15 protein-coding genes are annotated in these 18,226 nt (G+C 68.0%); 3 read left to right on the top strand and 12 right to left on the bottom strand.

The window, feature by feature from the left end:
• The 3 genes from B9C99_RS03345 to B9C99_RS03335 all read right to left on the bottom strand — a co-directional run bounded on the left by B9C99_RS03345 (window position 1) and on the right by B9C99_RS03335 (window position 5,423).
• Window positions 1-1,593: a glycosyltransferase family 87 protein gene (locus tag B9C99_RS03345; RefSeq protein ID WP_088896948.1), complete on the bottom strand. Its 1,593-nt coding sequence runs from the start codon at window positions 1,591-1,593 to the stop codon at window positions 1-3.
• Window positions 1,594-1,602: 9 nt separating this feature from the next.
• Complete coding sequence (locus tag B9C99_RS03340; RefSeq protein WP_088896947.1) at window positions 1,603-4,275, bottom strand: transglycosylase domain-containing protein; 2,673 nt, start codon at window positions 4,273-4,275, stop codon at window positions 1,603-1,605.
• A gap of 725 nt (window positions 4,276-5,000) precedes the next feature.
• Window positions 5,001-5,423 carry a DUF5318 domain-containing protein gene (locus B9C99_RS03335; RefSeq protein WP_172414849.1) on the bottom strand — a complete coding sequence of 141 codons (423 nt, stop codon included), beginning with the start codon at window positions 5,421-5,423 and terminating at the stop codon, window positions 5,001-5,003.
• A gap of 231 nt (window positions 5,424-5,654) precedes the next feature.
• Here B9C99_RS03335 and B9C99_RS03330 point away from each other — a divergent pair, with 231 nt between their 5' ends.
• Both B9C99_RS03330 and B9C99_RS03325 read left to right on the top strand, forming a co-directional pair.
• A complete protein-coding gene (locus B9C99_RS03330; RefSeq protein WP_016932952.1) occupies window positions 5,655-6,212 on the top strand; it encodes a PadR family transcriptional regulator in 558 nt (185 codons plus the stop codon).
• A complete protein-coding gene (locus tag B9C99_RS03325; RefSeq protein WP_088896946.1) occupies window positions 6,205-7,305 on the top strand; it encodes an inositol-3-phosphate synthase in 1,101 nt (366 codons plus the stop codon). Before B9C99_RS03330 ends, B9C99_RS03325 begins: the two co-directional genes overlap by 8 nt.
• 89 nt (window positions 7,306-7,394) lie before the next feature.
• On the opposite strand, the gene B9C99_RS03320 is transcribed toward B9C99_RS03325, so the two are convergent.
• From B9C99_RS03320 to B9C99_RS03310, 3 genes are read right to left on the bottom strand one after another with little or no spacing between them, the layout of a single operon-like run.
• The gene (locus B9C99_RS03320; RefSeq protein ID WP_016694959.1) at window positions 7,395-8,153 is read right to left on the bottom strand and encodes an SDR family oxidoreductase; all 759 of its coding nucleotides are present in this window, start codon (window positions 8,151-8,153) and stop codon (window positions 7,395-7,397) included.
• Window positions 8,150-9,223: a phosphotransferase family protein gene (locus tag B9C99_RS03315; RefSeq protein WP_088896945.1), complete on the bottom strand. Its 1,074-nt coding sequence runs from the start codon at window positions 9,221-9,223 to the stop codon at window positions 8,150-8,152. The genes B9C99_RS03320 and B9C99_RS03315 overlap by 4 nt, the downstream gene beginning before the upstream one ends.
• Window positions 9,224-9,239: 16 nt before the next feature.
• Complete coding sequence (locus tag B9C99_RS03310; RefSeq protein WP_088896944.1) at window positions 9,240-10,472, bottom strand: acyl-CoA dehydrogenase family protein; 1,233 nt, start codon at window positions 10,470-10,472, stop codon at window positions 9,240-9,242.
• Window positions 10,473-10,553: 81 nt separating this feature from the next.
• Between B9C99_RS03310 and B9C99_RS03305 the strand changes: the two genes are divergently transcribed.
• Window positions 10,554-11,141 carry a TetR/AcrR family transcriptional regulator gene (locus tag B9C99_RS03305; RefSeq protein WP_026061738.1) on the top strand — a complete coding sequence of 196 codons (588 nt, stop codon included), beginning with the start codon at window positions 10,554-10,556 and terminating at the stop codon, window positions 11,139-11,141.
• Between the two features lie 91 nt (window positions 11,142-11,232).
• Here B9C99_RS03305 and B9C99_RS03300 read toward each other — a convergent pair whose 3' ends face one another.
• From B9C99_RS03300 to B9C99_RS03275, 6 genes are all read right to left on the bottom strand, one after another.
• The gene (locus B9C99_RS03300) at window positions 11,233-13,362 is read right to left on the bottom strand and encodes a transglycosylase domain-containing protein (protein ID WP_016694955.1); all 2,130 of its coding nucleotides are present in this window, start codon (window positions 13,360-13,362) and stop codon (window positions 11,233-11,235) included.
• Window positions 13,363-13,487: 125 nt separating this feature from the next.
• Window positions 13,488-13,679 (bottom strand): hypothetical protein, encoded by a 192-nt coding sequence (locus B9C99_RS03295; RefSeq protein ID WP_006550829.1) that lies wholly within the window; start codon window positions 13,677-13,679, stop codon window positions 13,488-13,490.
• Window positions 13,676-14,584: a carbohydrate ABC transporter permease gene (locus tag B9C99_RS03290; protein WP_237451367.1), complete on the bottom strand. Its 909-nt coding sequence runs from the start codon at window positions 14,582-14,584 to the stop codon at window positions 13,676-13,678. Before B9C99_RS03290 ends, B9C99_RS03295 begins: the two co-directional genes overlap by 4 nt.
• Window positions 14,581-15,654, bottom strand: coding sequence for a carbohydrate ABC transporter permease (locus B9C99_RS03285; RefSeq protein ID WP_016694953.1), 1,074 nt, complete (start codon window positions 15,652-15,654; stop codon window positions 14,581-14,583). The genes B9C99_RS03290 and B9C99_RS03285 overlap by 4 nt, the downstream gene beginning before the upstream one ends.
• Window positions 15,655-15,672: 18 nt before the next feature.
• Entirely contained in the window at window positions 15,673-16,956 is a 1,284-nt protein-coding gene (locus B9C99_RS03280; protein ID WP_088896943.1) for an ABC transporter substrate-binding protein, read from the bottom strand.
• A 155-nt stretch (window positions 16,957-17,111) separates the two neighbouring features.
• On the bottom strand, window positions 17,112-18,185 hold the full coding sequence (locus B9C99_RS03275; RefSeq protein WP_088896942.1) for an ABC transporter ATP-binding protein: 1,074 nt from the start codon (window positions 18,183-18,185) through the stop codon (window positions 17,112-17,114).
• Window positions 18,186-18,226: the final 41 nt, after the last annotated feature.

The raw sequence follows: 18,226 nt of genomic DNA, 5'->3' as shown, positions 1-18,226 counted from the left end.
CTAGGGCGCCGGCGAAGCCTCCGATATACATCGTTCGGATGATTCTTCTCTCGTGACCCGATGGTGAGCAGGCCGCAACCTGGCGGGCAACCACCGCGGCGGACGGTCGGGAGCCTGGTCGAGCACGCCACCGACCGGATCGTCGACGAAGCCGTATCGCACGGGATCCCGTACCGGACGCCGGATCTGCCACAGCACGACCGCGCACAGTGCCACGACGGCGACGTCGCGCAGGAAGACGGTGGCGGTGAACCACTGCTCCGGCAGCCCCTTCCGATCGGGACCGAGGTAGTAGTACATGCGCGGAACCCACACCAGCGCATCGATCGTCATCCAGGCGACCAGTGCGCGCCGGTGGGGTACGGCCAGCACGGCGAGCGGCACGAGCCACAGCGAATACTGCGGACTCCACACCTTGTTCGTGAGCAGGAAGGCCGCGACGAGGAGGAAACACAGCTGCGCGAGGCGGGGGCGGCGCGGCGCGGTGAGCCCGATCCACCCGATCGCGGCGCAGGCCGCGGCGAACAACACGAGCGAGACCCCGTTGAAGGTCGAGGCCGACCAGGCCGGCCAACCCACGAACGAGTGCAGCACGTTGTAGATCGAATCCGGGTCCGCTCCGCGATCGGAGTTGAGCCGGAAGAACTCCGCCCATCCGCGCGGGTACAGCACCATGATCGGCAGATTCACCACCAGCCACGCCGCCGCGGCCGCTCCCGCGGTGCGGGCGAACGACCGCAGGTGGCCGGTCCGCAGGCACAGCACCAGCAGCGGACCGAGCAACAGCAAGGGATACAACTTCGTCGCCGCACCGAGGCCGAGCAGCACGCCGGCGAGAACCGGTCGACGGCGGGCCCACGCCAGCAGGCCACCGGCGGCGAAGGCCGTGGCCAGGGCGTCGAAGTTGGTGAAGGCGTGCACCACGACCAGCGGTGACGCGGCGACGAGTGCGGCGTCCCAGATCCTGCGGCCCGCCGACATCGCGGTGGCCCACACAGTGACGAGCCAGGCGAGCGCGAGACCGACTGCGACGACGGCGAAGTAGATCGCGACCTGCAATGCGTCGGGCAACCACGGCGTGGCGTCCCACGCCTTCGCGATGCGCATCGAGCCGTACTGGTAGAGACCCGCGAGCACCGGATACTCCATGTACCGGGTCTGCATCTGCCCGTCGGGACCGGGTTCCTCCCACGACGTCCGGTACGGGAAGGCGCCCTCGGCGAGCCGTTCGGCACCGTAGAGCGGAACGATGTCGGAATAACACATCGCCACGTACTGCCGGTTGCCGCTCCAGTCCAGGCCGAGCGCACCGTCGGGACCGACAGGTCCCTGCTGGACGCAGGCCGCCTTCGTGAACCAGCCGAAGGCGAGGAAGACGACCGCGAGCAGCAACATCGCCCGCAGGGGAGTGAAGAAGCGGGTGCGCCCGAGCACGGCGTGCCGGCCCACCGGACCGCCGATGACGGCGGTCAGGCGCGACACCGTCGGGTCGGTACGCCCGGGGGTGTCACGCCAGTCCAGGGAACGACGATCCTCGGCCGGTGGTGCAGCGGACACCACCGGCCGGGCGTCGGATCCCCGGTCGTCGCTCACGCGGCGAGGCTACCCGGCCGGAGCGTATTCGAACGCGCCCTGGGGGCTACCGCCCTGCGCGCCCTGGAATCCGCCTCCCTGCGCGCCCGGGATCGCGGGGCTCTCGAGTCCCGGGATGCGGTTCTGCGGAGGCGATCCACCCTCGTCGGAGTCGTCGCCGGTACCACCGCCGCCGGTTCCGCCGCCGGTGTCCTCGCTCTCCTCCTGCTGACCGCCGGTGCCGGGACGGGAGGGCGCGTTCTGGGTGGTCGTCTGCGGGGCGACACCCGGAACAGGGATCGTGACGCCGGGGAAGATCTCCACGTTCTGCGTGGTGATCTCCGGAACCTCGGGAAGGCTCGGCACGACACGCGAGGTGGTGGTCTCCTCACGGGTGGCCGGCGCCGTCGTCGACGCGGTCCACGCCGGCACGCCGGAGACACCGGCGATCGGTTCCGGCTTCGGGAACGACTCGACGTCGGTGCCCTCGAGAGCGCCGTCCATCGTGTCCTTCCAGATGTCCGACGGGATGCCCGAGCCGTAGATCATGCCGCCCCAGCTGTTCTCGAGGGGCAGGCCCTCCTCGGTGCCGACCCACACCGCGGTCGACAGCGACGGCGTGTAGCCGACCATCCACGCGTCCTTGTTGGAGCCGGTGTCGCCGAGCTGGGCGGTACCGGTCTTCGCTGCGGACGGGCGGCCGCCGGCGAGGGCGTGCCCGTTCGAGTACGCGGCGATCGGGGTCATCGCGGAGGTGGTGTTGTCGGCCACCGCCGCGTCCACGACCTGCTCACCGGCGGGGGTACCGCGATCGAGGAGCACCTCACCGTCGGACGTCACGACCTTCTGCACGAAGTACGGCTCGTGATGACGACCGGACGCCGCGAGCGTGGCGTACGCCGAGGCCATGTCGAGCACGCGCGACTGGTACTGGCCCAGCACGATGCCGTAGTTGGGGCCGATGCCACCCGGCTCGGTGAGCGTCTCACCGATGCCCGGCAGTTCCTTCGCGATGCCCAGCTTGTGCGCCATGTCGGCGATGGCCTGCGGGCCGTTGTCCATCTCGAGCATCATCCGGTAGAAGCTCGTGTTCAGCGACCGCTTGAGCGCTTCGGCGATGGTGCACTGCCCGCACGACTCGCCCTCGACGTTGCCGATCTTGATGCCGTTGACCGTCAGCGGACCGCTGTCGTAGGTCTGCGACAACGGCACGCCCTGGTCGAGATTGGCGGCCAGGCCGAACACCTTGAACGACGAACCCGTCTGCAGACCGGACTGGGCGAAGTCGTAACCGACACCGCTCTCACCGCCGTAGTAGGCGCGGATCGCCCCCGACCGGGGATCGACCGACACCACCGCAGTACGCAACTCCTCGGGTTCACCCTCGAGATTGCTCTGCGCCGCCTCGACCGCCGACTGCTGGGCCTGCGGGTCGATCGTCGTGGTGATCTGGAGACCGGCCGTGTTGAGGAGATTCTCGTCGATGCCCTCGCGGGACAGTTCGGCGAGCACCTGGTTCTTGATCAGGCCTTCGGGACCGGACGACTGGTCGCCGTTGTCGAGCTCCGCGATGGGCACGTAGGCCGGGTACTTCATACCCGTCCGCTCGGCCGCATCGAGCGTGCCGGCGGCGACCATGCCGTCGAGCACGTAGTTCCAGCGCGCCTCCGCGCCCTCGGGGTTCTGCTCGGGATCGAGCAGCGACGGCAGCTGGATCGACGACGCGAGAACGGCGCCCTCCTCGACGGTGAGCTCACCGACGGGCTTGCCGAAGTACGCGTTCGACGCCGCGGCGATGCCGTAGGCACCGCGGCCGAAGTAGATGGTGTTGAGGTAGGCCGCGAGGATGTCGTCCTTCGCCCACTGGTTCGCCATCTTCGTCGACAGCACCAGCTCCTTGAGCTTTCGCGTCAACGTCCGCTCGGAACCGACGACGGCGACCTTCACGTACTGCTGGGTGATGGTCGAACCACCACCGGCGCTGTCGCGGCCGAGCACGTTGTCGCGGGCGGCACGCGCGAAGCCGGTGACCGAGAAGCCAGGATTGCTGTAGAAATCGCGGTCCTCGGCAGCGAGCACGGCGTTGCGGACGTGCACGGGAATCGCGTCGAGTTCGACCTCGGTGCGGTTGCCCTCCGGCGGGATCACCTTCGTGATGACGCCCTCGCCGTCGGAGTTGTAGATGGTCGCAGCCTGGTTCGTCTGCAGCTCACCGGGGCGCGGCACGTCCTGGACGACGTACGCCAGCATGAACATGAGGATCGGGACGAGGATGCCGGCGGCGACCACGACGTACCCGATCCGGCGGATCGTGCGCCAGCGGTTGCTCTTGCCGCCGCCTTTTCCACCGCCGGCGCCGCCACCCGAACCGCCCCCGGGCGGAACGGTGGGAGGTCCGCCTGCGGGCGGGCCGCCGGCGACGCGCGTCGTGGGTGCATCGTTCGCCGCGCTCGCAGTCCCTGCAGCACCCGCTGCCGCGCTCGCACCCATCGCAGCGGAGACCCGCTGCGTCGGGGCATCCGCTCCGGGACGCTGTGCAGCTGGTGCGTCCGCTCCGGGACGCTGTGCTGCCGCGTCCGCTCCGGGACGCTGCCCAGCTGGTGCGTCCGCTCCGGGACGCATGGCGACGGTCGGATCGGCCTGCGGCGTGCGCTGGACGGGAGGCACCGCGCCGGGCGGCAACGTGCCGGGACGCGGCGGCAACGACTGGTTCGGGTTGCGCGGCTGGTTGGCGCCCGGAGCGGGTACCGGTCCGCGCGGCGGGTACGGCTGTCCCGACCGGCCCTGCTGGGGGCCCGGACCCTGACCGGGAGCGGGAGGACGCTGTCCCTGGACGGGACCCTGAGGGCGCGGTCCCTGACCGGGGGCTTGAGGGCGCTGCCCCTGACCGGGAGCCTGCGGCGGGTACGGCGGCCGGCCGCCGGGGCGCGGCGGCTGCTGACCTGCGGGGCCGGGCTGTCCGCCCGGTCGACCCGGCTGTCCCTGCACACCCGGCTGACCCTGTGCTCCCGGCTGACCCTGCGGTCGCGGTTGCGGCGGCAACGGACGGCCCTGCACCGGTCCCTGAGCAGGGCGCTGCTGTCCCGGGCCTGGCTGCCCCGGACCCGGCTGTCCCTGACCGGCACCGGCAGGAGGACCGGGACGTTGCTGCCCGGGCTGCGGCCCGGCGGGACCGCCGCGCTGGGGCGGAACGGCCTTGTTGTCCTCGGGTTCGTTGTCGGGGGAACTCACGTACTCATCTCCAACTGTTCTCGCGACGCATCACGCCGCGGCCTCGACACTGCTCCACGAACGGCCGATCGGCGATGCCGGCGGACGGCAGCCGATCGACGATTGTGCGCAGCGGACGACGCGACGATCAGGTCGTGCGGGTCGGACCCAGGAGCGAACTCCACGAGAAAGCGTACGGGCACGTTGCCGGTACCCCTTCACTCGCTGGCGGTACGACGGCTCGATCCCGTCGACCGGCGACGCGGGCTCTTGGGGGCGGGTTGCGATCCCAGGACGTACGACTGCACCAGGTGATTCCAGCTGCAGGTACGGCACACCTCGACCACGTGAACCGAGAATTCTTCCTGGCTGGCGGCCAGACGCACCAACTCTTCGGGAGTGCGCGCCGACCCGGACACCGGACCGAGTTTGTCGCCGAAGACCCACGAGACGAGGGTCAACTGCTCCTTACGGCAGATGGGGCACATCACATCGCTGCCCCGTCCGTGAAATTTCGCCGCCCGCAGCAGATAGGGGCTCGCGTCGCAGACCTCGCTGACTCCGCGCCGCCCCGAGTAGACCTCGGCGAGCAGCGAGCGTCGCTGCAACGCGTAGTCCACCACCTGCCGCTGAATTCGCACGGCTTCCAGAGTACGTGCGGGCGATGCGGCGATGGGCGCGGAGTGGCCCACCGGACATCGAAGTCGGGTGGTCGAGGCGGTACCGATGCATTTCCGATCGGGCCCCGAGGAGGCGGTCGTCCGCAACCGGACGTGACACGAACCGTGTGGGGCGTATCGTCGTATATATCGGCGCGATATAGTTCTGCGTCGTATCAATCGGTTGGTTCGAACGGAAACAGGAGGTGACCCGTGCTGGAACTGGCGATACTCGGGCTCCTCCTCGAATCGCCCATGCACGGCTACGAGCTGCGCAAGCGTCTGACCGGGCTTCTCGGGGCCTTCCGCGCCTTCTCGTACGGGTCGCTCTATCCGACTCTGCGGAGAATGCAGGCGGACGGCCTCATCGAAGAGGATTCGGGAACTCCCGGTCCCGTGAAGCGACGTGCCCGCCGCGTCTACCAGCTCACCCCGAAGGGTCGAGAACGCTTCACCGAGCTGGTCGCCGACACGGGACCGCAGAACTACACCGATGACGGATTCGGCGTGCACCTCGCCTTCTTCGGTCGCACTCCCGCCGAAGCGCGGATGCGAATTCTCGAAGGCAGGCGCCGCCAGGTCGAGGAGCGCAGAGAAGCGCTCCGCGATGCGATCGGACGGGCCAGCGGCACACTCGATCGTTACACCCGTCAGCTCCATCAGCTCGGCCTCGAGTCCAGCGAGCGCGAAGTCCGCTGGCTCAACGAACTCATCGCCGCCGAGCAGTCGTCAGCAGCACGCAACAAAGAAGGAGAACCCGACCATGGGTGAGAACAGCACCGCGGTGCGCGTGGCCATTGTGGGCGTGGGGAACTGTGCCTCTTCCCTGGTCCAGGGCGTCGAGTACTACAAGGATGCGGACGCCGAGACCACCGTCCCCGGCCTGATGCACGTCGAATTCGGTTCCTACCACGTGCGCGACGTCCAGTTCGTCGCCGCGTTCGACGTGGATGCCAAGAAGGTCGGATTCGACCTGTCCGAGGCGATCCTCGCGAGCGAGAACAACACCATCAAGATCGCCGACGTGCCGCCGCTCGGTGTGCCCGTCCAGCGCGGCCACACGCTCGACGGCATCGGCAAGTACTACTCCGAGACCATCGAGCTGTCCGACGCGGAGCCCGTCGACGTGGTTCAGGCGCTCAAGGACGCCCGGGTCGACGTTCTCGTCTCCTACCTCCCCGTGGGTTCCGAGGAGGCCGACAAGTTCTACGCGCAGTGCGCCATCGACGCGGGCGTCGCCTTCGTCAACGCTCTCCCCGTGTTCATCGCCTCCGACCCCGAGTGGGCGCAGAAGTTCGTCGACGCCGGTGTCCCGATCGTCGGCGACGACATCAAGTCGCAGGTCGGAGCCACCATCACCCACCGCGTGATGGCGAAGCTGTTCGAGGACCGCGGTGTCGTGCTCGACCGCACGTACCAGCTCAACGTCGGCGGCAACATGGACTTCAAGAACATGCTCGAGCGCGAGCGTCTGGAGTCGAAGAAGGTCTCCAAGACCCAGGCCGTCACGTCGAACCTCAACGGCCCCCTCGCCGGCAAGGTCCACGACCGCGACGTGCACATCGGCCCCTCCGACTACGTGCAGTGGCTCGACGACCGCAAGTGGGCGTACGTCCGCCTCGAGGGTCGCGCCTTCGGTGACGCCCCGCTGAACCTCGAGTACAAGCTCGAGGTCTGGGACTCCCCGAACTCGGCCGGCATCATCATCGACGCCATCCGCGCGGCGAAGATCGCCAAGGACCGCGGCATCGGCGGCCCGATCCTCCCGGCCTCGGCATACCTGATGAAGTCCCCGCCGGTCCAGATGGCCGACGACAAGGCTCGTGCCGAGCTCGAGGCGTTCATCATCGGAGCCGACGCGTAAGTCGTTCTCCGGCAGTATTTCCGACGAAGGCCGCATCCCTCACCGGGGTGCGGCCTTCGTCGTTCCCACTGTGCGGGTTCCGGACCCGCCTACGCCATCTTCCGGATCACCGACAGCGGCAGCACCTTCATCGCGTAGCCGAGCGGAATCCACGGCCAGCCCGGCACGTACGCCTTGGCCGGTTCCTTCTCGATCGCAGCCGCCAGTGCGCGACACCCTGTTTCGGTGTCGACGATGAACGGGACCTTCTTCACCTTCTCGTTGATCTCCGACCGGATGTAGCCCGGGAAGATCGTGCTCACCGAGATGTCGGTGTCCGCCAGGTCGGCCCGCATCCCTTCACCGAGCGAGGCGACGGCGGCCTTCGACGCGGCGTAGGTCGTCAGGTTGCGTGGCATGCCCCGCACCGCGCTCATGGACGAGATGAGTACGACGTGCCCGCGCCCACGGGGCCTCATGAGTTCGAGGGCCGCTTCACTCTGCGCCAGTGCACCGAGGAAGTTGGTGTTCGCCGTCTGGGCGTTTGCCCGGAAGTAGCCGGTACCGAGTGGTTGTCCCTTGCCGAGGCCGGCGTTGACGATCACCCGGTCGAGACCACCGAGTTCCTCGTCGAACTCGCGGAAGACGGTGAACACGTCGTCGTGCTTGTTCACATCGAGGGCGCGCACGCTCACCGTGATACCGGGGTGCGCGGCGAGCAATTCGTCCCGCAGCTCCTCGAGCCGTTCGACGCGCCGGGCGGCGAGTGCGAGATTCCTTCCTCGAGCGGCGAATTCACGCGCCATTCCGGCACCGAGGCCGGAACTCGCACCGGTGATGAGGATGTTCCGTCGCTGCGGGCGGCTCATCGGCTCTCCTTCTCGTATCGATCGATCAATGCACTGCAACGGGATTCGAGGTAGCCGACCACGATCCAGAAGTCCTTGAAGGCCGGATTGGTGGTGTGGCCGTGGTGGTAGCGGTAGTAGATCTGCTGGGCGATCACGGCGAGGCGGAACAGTCCGAACACCTCGTAGAATCCCCAGCCGTCCACCGGCAGTCCGGTTCGCTCGGAATAGTATTCGACGATCTCCTGCCGGGTGAGCATGCCGGGCAGATCGGACGGCTGACGCTTCGTCAGCAGCAGCATGTCGTCGTCGTCCGCCTGGACCCAGTAGGCGAGCGACGAGCCGAGGTCCATCAGGGGGTCGCCGATGGTGGCCAGCTCCCAGTCCAGCACCGCGAGCGGCTTCAACGGATCGTTCTCGTCGAGCACGATGTTGTCGAGCCGGAAGTCACCGTGGATGACGGTCTGCGCGACGTCCTGCGGCTGCCGCGCCGCCAGCCACTCGGTGACGCGGGCGAAGTCGGGGACGTTGTCGGTGCGGGCCTTGGCGTAGCGCGACGTCCACCCCGCGACCTGCCGTGCGACGTAGCCGGATCCGCGACCCAGACCGGACAGTCCTGCGGACTCCGGATCGATGCCGTGCAGTTCGACGAGCAGGTCGACGATGCGTAGGCACAGGGTGCGGGTGTCCGCTTCGGAGAGGTCGAGCTGCGTGGGCGGATTCGTACGCAGGATGGTGCCGGGAACCCGGTCCATGACGTAGAAGTCGCTGCCGAGCACGCTGTGATCGGTGCACAGGCCGACCATGGTGGGAACGTAGGGGTAGACCGGCGCGAGCATCGACTGGATGCGGTACTCGCGTGCCATGTCGTGACCCGACGACGGCTTCGCCCCGGCGGGCGGGCGACGCAGCACGAGATCGCGATCCGGATAGCGCAGCAGGTAGGTGAGATTGGATGCGCCGCCGGAGAACTGGCGGACCTCCGGCACCCCTGCGATGCCCGCGTTCTCGGCGAGCCAGGCTGCGACCACGTCGACGTCGAAGGCGTCCTCGTCGCGAACGGTACGGGCGTTCTCGGGAAGGGTGGTCATCGTCGGAAATTCCCTCTCACGCGTACTTGCCGAGTTCGAACCGGGCGACGAGCCCCTGGTGCACCTCGTCGGGGCCGTCGGCGAGACGCAGGGCTCGCGCCGCCGTCCACGCACCGGCGAGGGGGAAGTCGTCGGAAAGTCCTCCGCCGCCGTGGATCTGGATGGCGAAGTCGACGATCTGCTGGGTGACGCGCGGTGCGACGACCTTGATCTCCGAGACCGCCGAGCGCGCCCCGGCGAGGCCCTGCGTGTCGAGCAGCCAGGCCGCGTGCAGGACGAGCAGGCGCAGTTGGTTGATCGCGATGCGGGCGTCGGCGATGCGTTCGCGGTTGCCACCGAGGTTGATGATCGGCTTACCGAAGGCGGTGCGCTCGAGACCGCGGCGGCACGCGAGTTCGAGGGTGTGCTCGGCCAGCCCGACGAGGCGCATGCAGTGATGGATGCGACCGGGACCGAGGCGGCCCTGGGCGATCTCGAATCCCCGTCCGGGACCGGCGATGACGGCGTCGAGCGGCAGTCGCACGTCGGTGAAGGACACCTCGCCGTGGCCGCTGGGCTCGTCGAAGAAGCCCATGGTCGGGAGCATGCGTTCGACCTTCACGCCCGGGGTGTCGAAGGGCACGAGGACCATCGAATGTCGCTGGTACTTGTGGGCTTCAGGATCGGTCAGGCCCATGAAGATGAGCACCTTGCAGTCGGGGTGGCCGACGCCGGTGCTCCACCATTTGCGGCCGTTGAGCACGATCTCGTCGCCCTCGACCACGGCGGTCGCGGCCATGTTCGTCGCGTCCGACGACGCGACCTCGGGTTCGGTCATGCAGAAGGCCGAACGGATCTCACCGTCGAGCAGGGGGCGTAGCCACTGTTCCTTCTGAGCCTCGCTGCCGTAGTGGTAGAGGACCTCCATGTTGCCGGTGTCGGGGGCGTCGCAGTTGAACACCGCGGAGGCGAACTGCGAGCGACCCATCTCCTCGGCGAGCGGGGCGTAGTCGACGTTCGACAGTCCGGCGCCGAGTTCGGCGTCGGGCAGGAAGAGGTTCCACAGTCCCTCGGCGCGGGCCTTGCGCTGCAGCTCGCGAAACTCGGGGGAGACGGCCCACCTCTCGGCGGCATCGATGTCGCGTCGTCCCTCCCCCGCGGTGCGTCGCTCGGCCCGCAATCGCTGTTCGACGGGCGTGACCTCGGCGGCGATGAACGCTCGGAGGCGTTCGAGATAGTCGCGACTGCGCTCGGACTGTGCGAAATCCATCGGGTGCCTTCCGTCGAGTTCGACCGGGAATCTGCCCGGTCGGGCGGTCGTAACTGAGCGATGCTCAGTTAGGCTATCGGTGTGAGCACCCCGCGACAAGAGGCGTCCAAGGGACGGCGTCGTCTGCCGCCCGAGGAACGTCGACGGCAACTCGTGGCGATCGGGCTGCAGGAGCTGTCGACGCGCCCGATCCACGCCCTGTCGATCGATCGCGTCGCCGAGATCGCCGGCATCTCCCGTGGTCTGCTGTTCCGTTACTTCCCCACGAAGCAGGACTTCTACGTCGCCGTCGTCGGTGCCGCGTCACGCCGGTTGCTCCGCGCGGCGGACCCCGATCCGGACGAGCAGGATCCGCTCCGGGCGGTGCTGCAGCCGTTCGTGTCGTTCATCGACCGCCACGGTGACAACTACCAGGCGTTCTTCCACAGCGGCGTCGGCTCCGACCCCCAGATCCGCGACATCCACGACTCGATGCGCGACACCATGGTCGAGCGGGTCGTCGCGGCGCTGGGCTGCGACGACACCCCCGTCACCCGCATGCGGCTGCGGGCGTGGTGGGCATTCGTCGAGTCGCTGGCGATCGACCGGTTCCGCGAAGGCTCGCCGAGCGTCGACGAGGTCGTCGACTGTTCGGCCGCGCTGCTGCCGACGGTGCTGAACGGGCCGTAGACGCGATCGCCTCGACAACGAAGGGGAGGTTGTGTGCGTCCCCGGGCGGGAAAACGCACACGACCTCCCCCTCGATGGGTGGAGTACGGACCTACAAGCCGGGGATCTGGATCGTCACGCCGGGGAACACCTCGATCTGCGAGGGCACCGGGACGGGCAGATCGACCGGCGGCGCGGGAATCGTGATCGGCGGCAGGTTCGACAGGTCGGGCAACTGGAAGGTCGGTGGGGGAGCAGTGGTGGTGGTCTCGATACCGGCGTCCTTCGGGACACCCGCCTGGCCACCGATCGGCGCCGGCCACGGGAAGCTCTCGACGGGCGTGCCCTCGAGCGCGCCGTCCATCGTCCCCTTCCAGATGTCCGACGGCAGCCCGGAACCGTAGATCGAGCCACCCCAGCTGTTGGTGATCGCCCCGGCGTCGGGGGTGCCCATCCACACGGCCGTCGACAGCGACGGCGTGTATCCGACCATCCAGGCGTCCTTGTTCAACCCGGTGTCGCCGAGCTGCGTGGTGCCGGTCTTCGACGCCGACGGCCGGCCACCGGCGAGCGCGTGCCCACGCGAGTAGGCGGCGATCGGCATCATGGCCTGGGTCGCGTTGTCGGCGACCGCGGCGTCGAAGCGCTGTTCACCGGGTGACGGCGGACGATCGAGGAGCACGACACCGTCGGCCGTGACGACCTTCTGCACGAAGTACGGCTCGTGGAAGACACCGGACGCGGCGATCGTCGCGTAGGCGGAGGCCATGTCGATGACCCGCGCCTGGTACTGGCCGAGGACGATGCCACCTTCCGGCGGACCGCCGTTCTCGCTGAGCGTCTGCCCCTCGACCCCGGGGATCGTCAACGGGATTCCCGCTGCGTGCGCGGCGTCGGCGATCTTCTGCGGGCCGTTCGACATGGACATCATGAGCCGGTAGAAGCTCGTGTTCAGCGACCGCTTGAGTGCCTCGGCGATCGTGCAGCGTCCGCACGACTCGCCCTCGACGTTGCCGATGCGGACGTTGCCCACCGTGAGCGGGGAACTGTCGAAACGCGCGTTGAGGCCGATCCCGTTGTCGAGCGCGGCAAGCAGGCCGAACACCTTGAACGCCGAACCCGTCTGGACGGGGGCCTGCGCGAAGTCGAAACCGGCGCCGTCCTCACCGCCGTAGTAGGCGCGCACGGCACCCGAGCGGGGATCGACCGAGACCACTGCGGTGCGCAATTCCCCGGGTTCGCCGGACAACGTGGACCGGGCGGCGTCGATCGCCGCCTGCTGGGCCTTCATGTCGATGGTGGTGGTGATGCGCAGACCCTCGGTGTTGAGGTCCTGTTCGCTGATCCCCGCCGCGGACAGCTCGCGCAGCACCTGCGTACGGATGTGTCCTTCCGGGCCCGTCGCCTCCGTGGCCAGCACGAGGGTGTCCGACGGCACGGTCGGGGGGAAGACCTGGTCCGACCGCTCGGCCGGGTCGAGAACCTTCATCTCGACCATGCCGTCGAGCACGTAGTTCCAGCGCTCCTCGATGGCCGGCAGGTTGAACTCGGGGTCGAGCGACGACGGCGTCTGGATCACTCCGGCCAGGACGGCTCCCTCGGAGACCGACAGCTCTTCGACGGGCTTGCCGAAGTACGCCTGGGACGCCGCGCCGATGCCGTAGGCGCCGCGACCGAAGTAGATGGTGTTGAGATACGCCTCGAGGATCTCGTCCTTCGACCACTGCCGCGCCATCTTGGTGGAGATGACGAGCTCGCGCATCTTGCGTTCGAGCGTGCGATCGGCGCCGACGAGAACGTTCTTGACGTACTGCTGGGTGATCGTGGAGCCACCGCCGGCGGTGTCCTTGCCCATGACGTTGTCGCGGGCCGCGCGCGCGAAACCGGTGATCGAGAAACCGGGGTTGCTGTAGAAGTTGCGGTCCTCCGCCGACAGCACGGCGTTGCGGACGTGCTCGGGGATCTGCGCGATGCCGACCTCGAGACGGTTGCCCTCCGGTGGGACCACCCGGGTGATCTCGGTGGCGTCGTCGGACGCGTAGACCCGCGCGAGCTGGTTCGTCTTCATGTCCGCCGGGGTCGGCACCTTCGCCGAGTAGTAGGCGGAGGCGAAGATTCCGAGCGGTACGAGCACGGCGAGAACGAACGCGACGAGTACGGCGTAGCGAACGATGCGTCCCCTCCGCTTCTTCGCCGCGGCCGCGGCGGCGCGCGAGGATGTCGACCTTTTGGGGCTCGTCACTCGTTCCACTTTCTCGGTACCGGAAATCCGGACGGGAGGGTCACCCGCCCACCGTATGGTACGGAAACGACCACACGACGCCTCCGGAACACCGGTACGGTGCTCCTTCTCACGTCACCCCAGGTTCACCCCGATCGGCGCCACGCGCGGAACGCGAACCCCCACATCACGACGAATGCGAGCAGCACGAGGGACGGCACGATGCCGGGTTGCGGCGACGTCAGCTCGGCGACGGCGGAGATCACGGCCATCACCGTGAACACCGTGAGCAGGCCGAGCAGCATCTCGAGTCGGTTCCGGCGCGGAACCTTCCTCACGACTTGACGCCGCCCGCGGTCAGACCCGAGATGATGCGTCGCTGGAAGATCAGCACCATCACCACGAGCGGCACCATGACGAGCGTGCCGCCGGCCATGATCGACGCGTACGGGGTGACGTACGGGTCGGTGCCGGTGAACCGTGCCATCGCGACCGTCACCGGGGCCGTGCTCTCGCTCGACAGCTGCGACATCAGCAGGTACTCGTTGACGGTCGCGATGAAGGCGAGGATCGCCGTGGTGAACAGCGCGGGTGCCGCGAGCGGCAGCATGACCAGGCGGAACGCCTGCCCGCGGGTCGCGCCGTCCATGCGGGCGGCCTCCTCGAGTTCCCAGGGCAGTTCGGAGAAGAACGAGGTGAGCGTGTAGACGGTCAGCGGCAGCACGAACGAGATGTTCGGGATGATCAGCGCCTGGTACTTGCCGATCCAGCCGATGTCGGTGAACAGCTGGAACAGCGGCGTCACGAGCGCGACGACCGGGAACATCGACGCGCCGAGGATGATGCCGGTGACGAAGTACTTGCCGCGGAACTCGAACCGCGACAGGGCGTAGGCGGTGAACACGCCGAGCAGCAGCGCGACCGCCGTGGTGGCGCCGGCGATGATGACGCTGTTGAGCAACGCCCGCGAGAAGTTGACCTTGGCGTCGGGGTCGAGCGCGTCGGCGAAGTTCTGCAGCGTCGGGTTCGACGGCCACAGGGTCGTGCTGAACGTCTCCGACGGGTCGCGCAGGGCCGTGACGATCATCCAGTAGCAGGGGGCGAGGCCCCACACGATGATCAGCGCGACACCCAGATAGGTACCGACCGTGCTCAGCCGGCGCTTGAACGGCACCTTGCGGGGCTGCACCGGTGTGGGTTCGGGCTCCGGCTGGATGCGGGGAATCTCGGTGGTGACGGTCATACGACCTCCCCCTTACGCTGCTTCTCCTGCGTACTCACCGCGTTGGCGCCGAGGAACCGCACCAGCACGAAGGCGACGGCGAAGATGAGCAGGAAGGTGATCGTCGACAGGGCCGACGCGGAGTTCGAACCCTGACGCATCTGGTCGACGACGAGCACCGAGACCGTGGACGTCGCGGGATTGGACCCCATCATGATCGCGGGCAGATCGTACATGCGCAGCGCGTCCATGGTGCGGAACAGGATCGCCACCATGAGGGCGGGCTTGACCAGTGGCAGCGTGATCATCTTGAACCGCTGCCAGGCGTTCGCGCCGTCGACCTTCGCGGCCTCGTAGACGTCCTGCGGGATCATCTGCAGGCCGGCGAGGATGAGCAGCGCCATGAACGGTGCCGTCTTCCACACGTCGGCGACGATGATCGCGAAGCGCGCGGGCCACGGATCGGCGGTCCACAGGTAGTCGGTGCCGAGCAGTTTGTTGGCGGCACCGTCGTTGGCGAAGATGAAGAACCACAGCTTGGCGGTGACGGCGGTGGGGATCGCCCACGGCACCAGCACCGAGGCGCGCAGCAGGCCGCGACCCCGGAACGACTTGGCCATCACGATCGCCATCGCGAAACCGATCACCGTCTCGAGCGAGACCGTGACGACGGTGAAGAAGAAGGTGTTGAAGATCGACTGCCAGAACTGGGAGCCGAGGGTGCCCGGAGGGCACGGGATCGAACCGGTGGCGGTATTGCAGGTCTGGGTGATCCAGCGCGTGTAGTTCTCGATCCCCACGAAACCGCCGGTGACGAACCGGCCCGTCTCGGGATCGAGTCGCTTCGAGTCACCGTGCAGCGACATCCACACCGCTCGCCCGAGCGGGTACAGGATGATCACGGCCAGGACGAGCATCGACGGGGCGACGAACATCCATACCGGAACCTTGCGCCGCGTCTTCACCGCCGTGGCGGGAGGTGCGGGCACGCGGTGACGTCCGCCGACACGTCCGCGGTCGGGACCGGGGACGGTCCCGACCGCGGGGGCGTGTGGCGGATCCGCGGGATTGTCGACCTGCGGGTCAGCCATGTACTTGCTCCTGGAGCATCAGTTGCCGGCGGTCTCGATGCCGGCCTGGGTGTCGTCCAGCGCCTGCTGGACGGTCTTCTCGCCACGGATCGCAGCGTAGGCGTTGTCGGCGATCGCCTTCGACACGGCCGAGTAGTACGGCGACGCCGGACGCGGCTTGGCGGCCTCGAGGGCCTCCTTCAGCGTCGAGAAGTAGGGGTACTGCTCGAGGATCGAGGCGTCGTCGTAGACCTCGGCGAGGACCGGGGCGCCGCCCGCTTCCGCGTAGTACATCTGCGACTGGCGGGTCTGCATGAACTCGAGGAAGTCGCGCGCGGTGGCGGGAGCATCCGAGAACGCGCTGATGCCGACGTTGTAGCCGCCGAGCGTCGAGACGCCGGGGCCGTCGACGCCGGGCAGGACGGCGATGCCGTAGTTACCGGCGACCGATGAGCTCTCACCGTCGGTGTAGAAGCCGGGCCACGTGCGCAGGAACAGTGCCTCGCCGTTGCCGAAGGCGGTCTGCGACTCGCCCTCGGTGTAGGTCTGCGCGGCGGCCGGGATGGTGCCGTCCTCGAAGTTGTCGACGATGAACTGCAGGCCCTCGGCGGTCTGCTCGTCGATGGCCGGGGTGAGGCCGTCCTCGCCGACGAAGGAGCCACCGAAGGCGTTGACGATCTCGGTGACGTTGACCGTCAGGCCTTCGTAGTTCTTGAACTGACCGATGTAGCAGGCGATACCCGCCTCCTCGGCCTTCGGGCACTCGGCCTTCAGGTCGTCCCAGGTTGCGGGCGCCTCGTCGACGAGGTCGGTGCGGTAGTAGAGGAACGCGCCGTTGGTGTTCTTCGGTGCGGCGTACAGGGTGCCGTTGTAGGTGCCCGACTCGACGGTCGCGGGCAGCACACCCTCGGTGTCGATCTCCAGGTCGCCCTCGAGGGGGAGCAGCCAGCCGTTCGCGGCGAACTCCGCGGTGTTGGTGACGTCGACGGCGATGAGGTCGTACTCGTCGCTCTTGGCCTGCATCCGCTGGGCGATGTCGTCGTACTGGTCGTTGGCTTCCTTGGCCAGCGGTTTGAACGTCACCTGCTCGTCGGGATGCTCGGCGTTCCAGTCGGCGATGATGCTCTCGAGCGCCGTGTTCAGGGGATCCTGCCCCTCGACGATCGTGATCGGGCCGCGGCCCTCACCGGAAGCAGCGGTGCCCTCGCCGCCGGTCGAGGTGTCGTCGCCACCGTTGTCCGACGAGCAGCCGGCGAGAACGAGCGCGGTCGCGGCCGTAGCGGCGATCGCAGCCCTCCGCATCGCCTTCGTATTCAGAACCATCAACAACTCCCCATTTCGAGGTCGAAAAACACACGTCGGTGACCCAGGTGCACCGACACCGGCCACTACTGTGGCACGCAGCACCGGTAAAAGTCGGCATTCCGCCCATCCTGAATCGGTCGAGTGTCACTCCCCGACCGCTCCCGGAGCGGTGATCAGCCGATCCGCTTCCCGTCGGACGTTCCGAAGACGTGCACGTGCTCGGGGTCGAAGCGCAGGTACAGCCGGTCGCCCTTCTGCGGAGGGTTGCGCCAGTCGCTGCGGGCGACGATCTCCTGCACGATCCCGCCGACGTCGGCCCGGCCGTAGACGTAGGCCTCCGAGCCGAGCTCCTCGACCACGTCGACGTCCATGGCCAGACCCTCGTTCGAGATCTCGAGGTGTTCGGGCCGGATCCCGAGCACGACCTCCTTCTCGGTGACCTGGCCGACCACGTCGCGCGGCACCGGTACGTGGGTGTCGCCGATCATCGCGCCGCGGTCGAAGACCGGGAGTCGGAAGAGGTTCATCGCGGGCGAGCCCATGAAGCCGGCGACGAAGACGTTCGCGGGCTTGTTGTAGAGCACGCGCGGCGACGCGCACTGCTGCAGGATGCCCTTCTCGAGCACGGCGACGCGGTCGCCCATCGTCATGGCCTCGACCTGGTCGTGGGTGACGTAGACGGTGGTGGTGCCGAGGCGGCGCTGCAGCTGCGCGATCTGCGTGCGGGTCTGCACGCGGAGCTTGGCGTCGAGGTTCGACAGCGGCTCGTCCATGAGGAAGACCTGCGGCTGGCGGACGATGGCGCGGCCCATCGCGACGCGCTGACGCTGACCGCCGGACAGCGCCTTGGGCTTGCGGTCGAGGAACTGCTCGAGGTCGAGCATCTTCGCGACCTCGACGACCCGTTCGCGGATCTCGTTCTTGGGTGTCTTGGCCAGCTTCAGCGCGAAGCCCATGTTCTCCGCGACCGACATGTGCGGGTAGAGGGCGTAGTTCTGGAACACCATCGCGATGTCGCGTTCCTTCGGATCCTGCCCGGTGACGTCCTGGTCGCCGATGAGGATGCGCCCGCTGTGCACCTCCTCGAGGCCGGCGAGCATGCGCAACGAGGTCGACTTGCCGCAACCCGACGGCCCGACCAGGACGAGGAACTCGCCGTCCTCGATCTCGAGGTCGAGCGCGTCGACCGCGGGCGTACTCGAGCCGGGGAACAGGCACGTGGCCTTGTCGAAGGTCACCGACGCCATCTCGAAAGATCCTTTCCGAAGCGGTACACGCTCGTGCGGTA

Origin of the sequence: Rhodococcus sp. BUPNP1, from assembly GCF_002215235.1 — a bacterium.
Classification (GTDB): Bacteria; Actinomycetota; Actinomycetes; order Mycobacteriales; family Mycobacteriaceae; genus Rhodococcus.
This window is presented reverse-complemented; position numbering and strand designations above follow the sequence as displayed.

Coding starts and splice junctions, on each gene's coding strand:
- B9C99_RS03325 (WP_088896946.1), top strand. CDS start 6,205: ATGGGTGAGAACAGCACCGCGGTGCGCGTGGCCATTGTGGGCGTGGGG.
- B9C99_RS03320 (WP_016694959.1), bottom strand. CDS start 8,153: ATGAGCCGCCCGCAGCGACGGAACATCCTCATCACCGGTGCGAGTTCC.
- B9C99_RS03315 (WP_088896945.1), bottom strand. CDS start 9,223: ATGACCACCCTTCCCGAGAACGCCCGTACCGTTCGCGACGAGGACGCC.
- B9C99_RS03310 (WP_088896944.1), bottom strand. CDS start 10,472: ATGGATTTCGCACAGTCCGAGCGCAGTCGCGACTATCTCGAACGCCTC.
- B9C99_RS03290 (WP_237451367.1), bottom strand. CDS start 14,584: ATGACCGTCACCACCGAGATTCCCCGCATCCAGCCGGAGCCCGAACCC.
- B9C99_RS03285 (WP_016694953.1), bottom strand. CDS start 15,654: ATGGCTGACCCGCAGGTCGACAATCCCGCGGATCCGCCACACGCCCCC.
- B9C99_RS03280 (WP_088896943.1), bottom strand. CDS start 16,956: ATGGTTCTGAATACGAAGGCGATGCGGAGGGCTGCGATCGCCGCTACG.
- B9C99_RS03275 (WP_088896942.1), bottom strand. CDS start 18,185: ATGGCGTCGGTGACCTTCGACAAGGCCACGTGCCTGTTCCCCGGCTCG.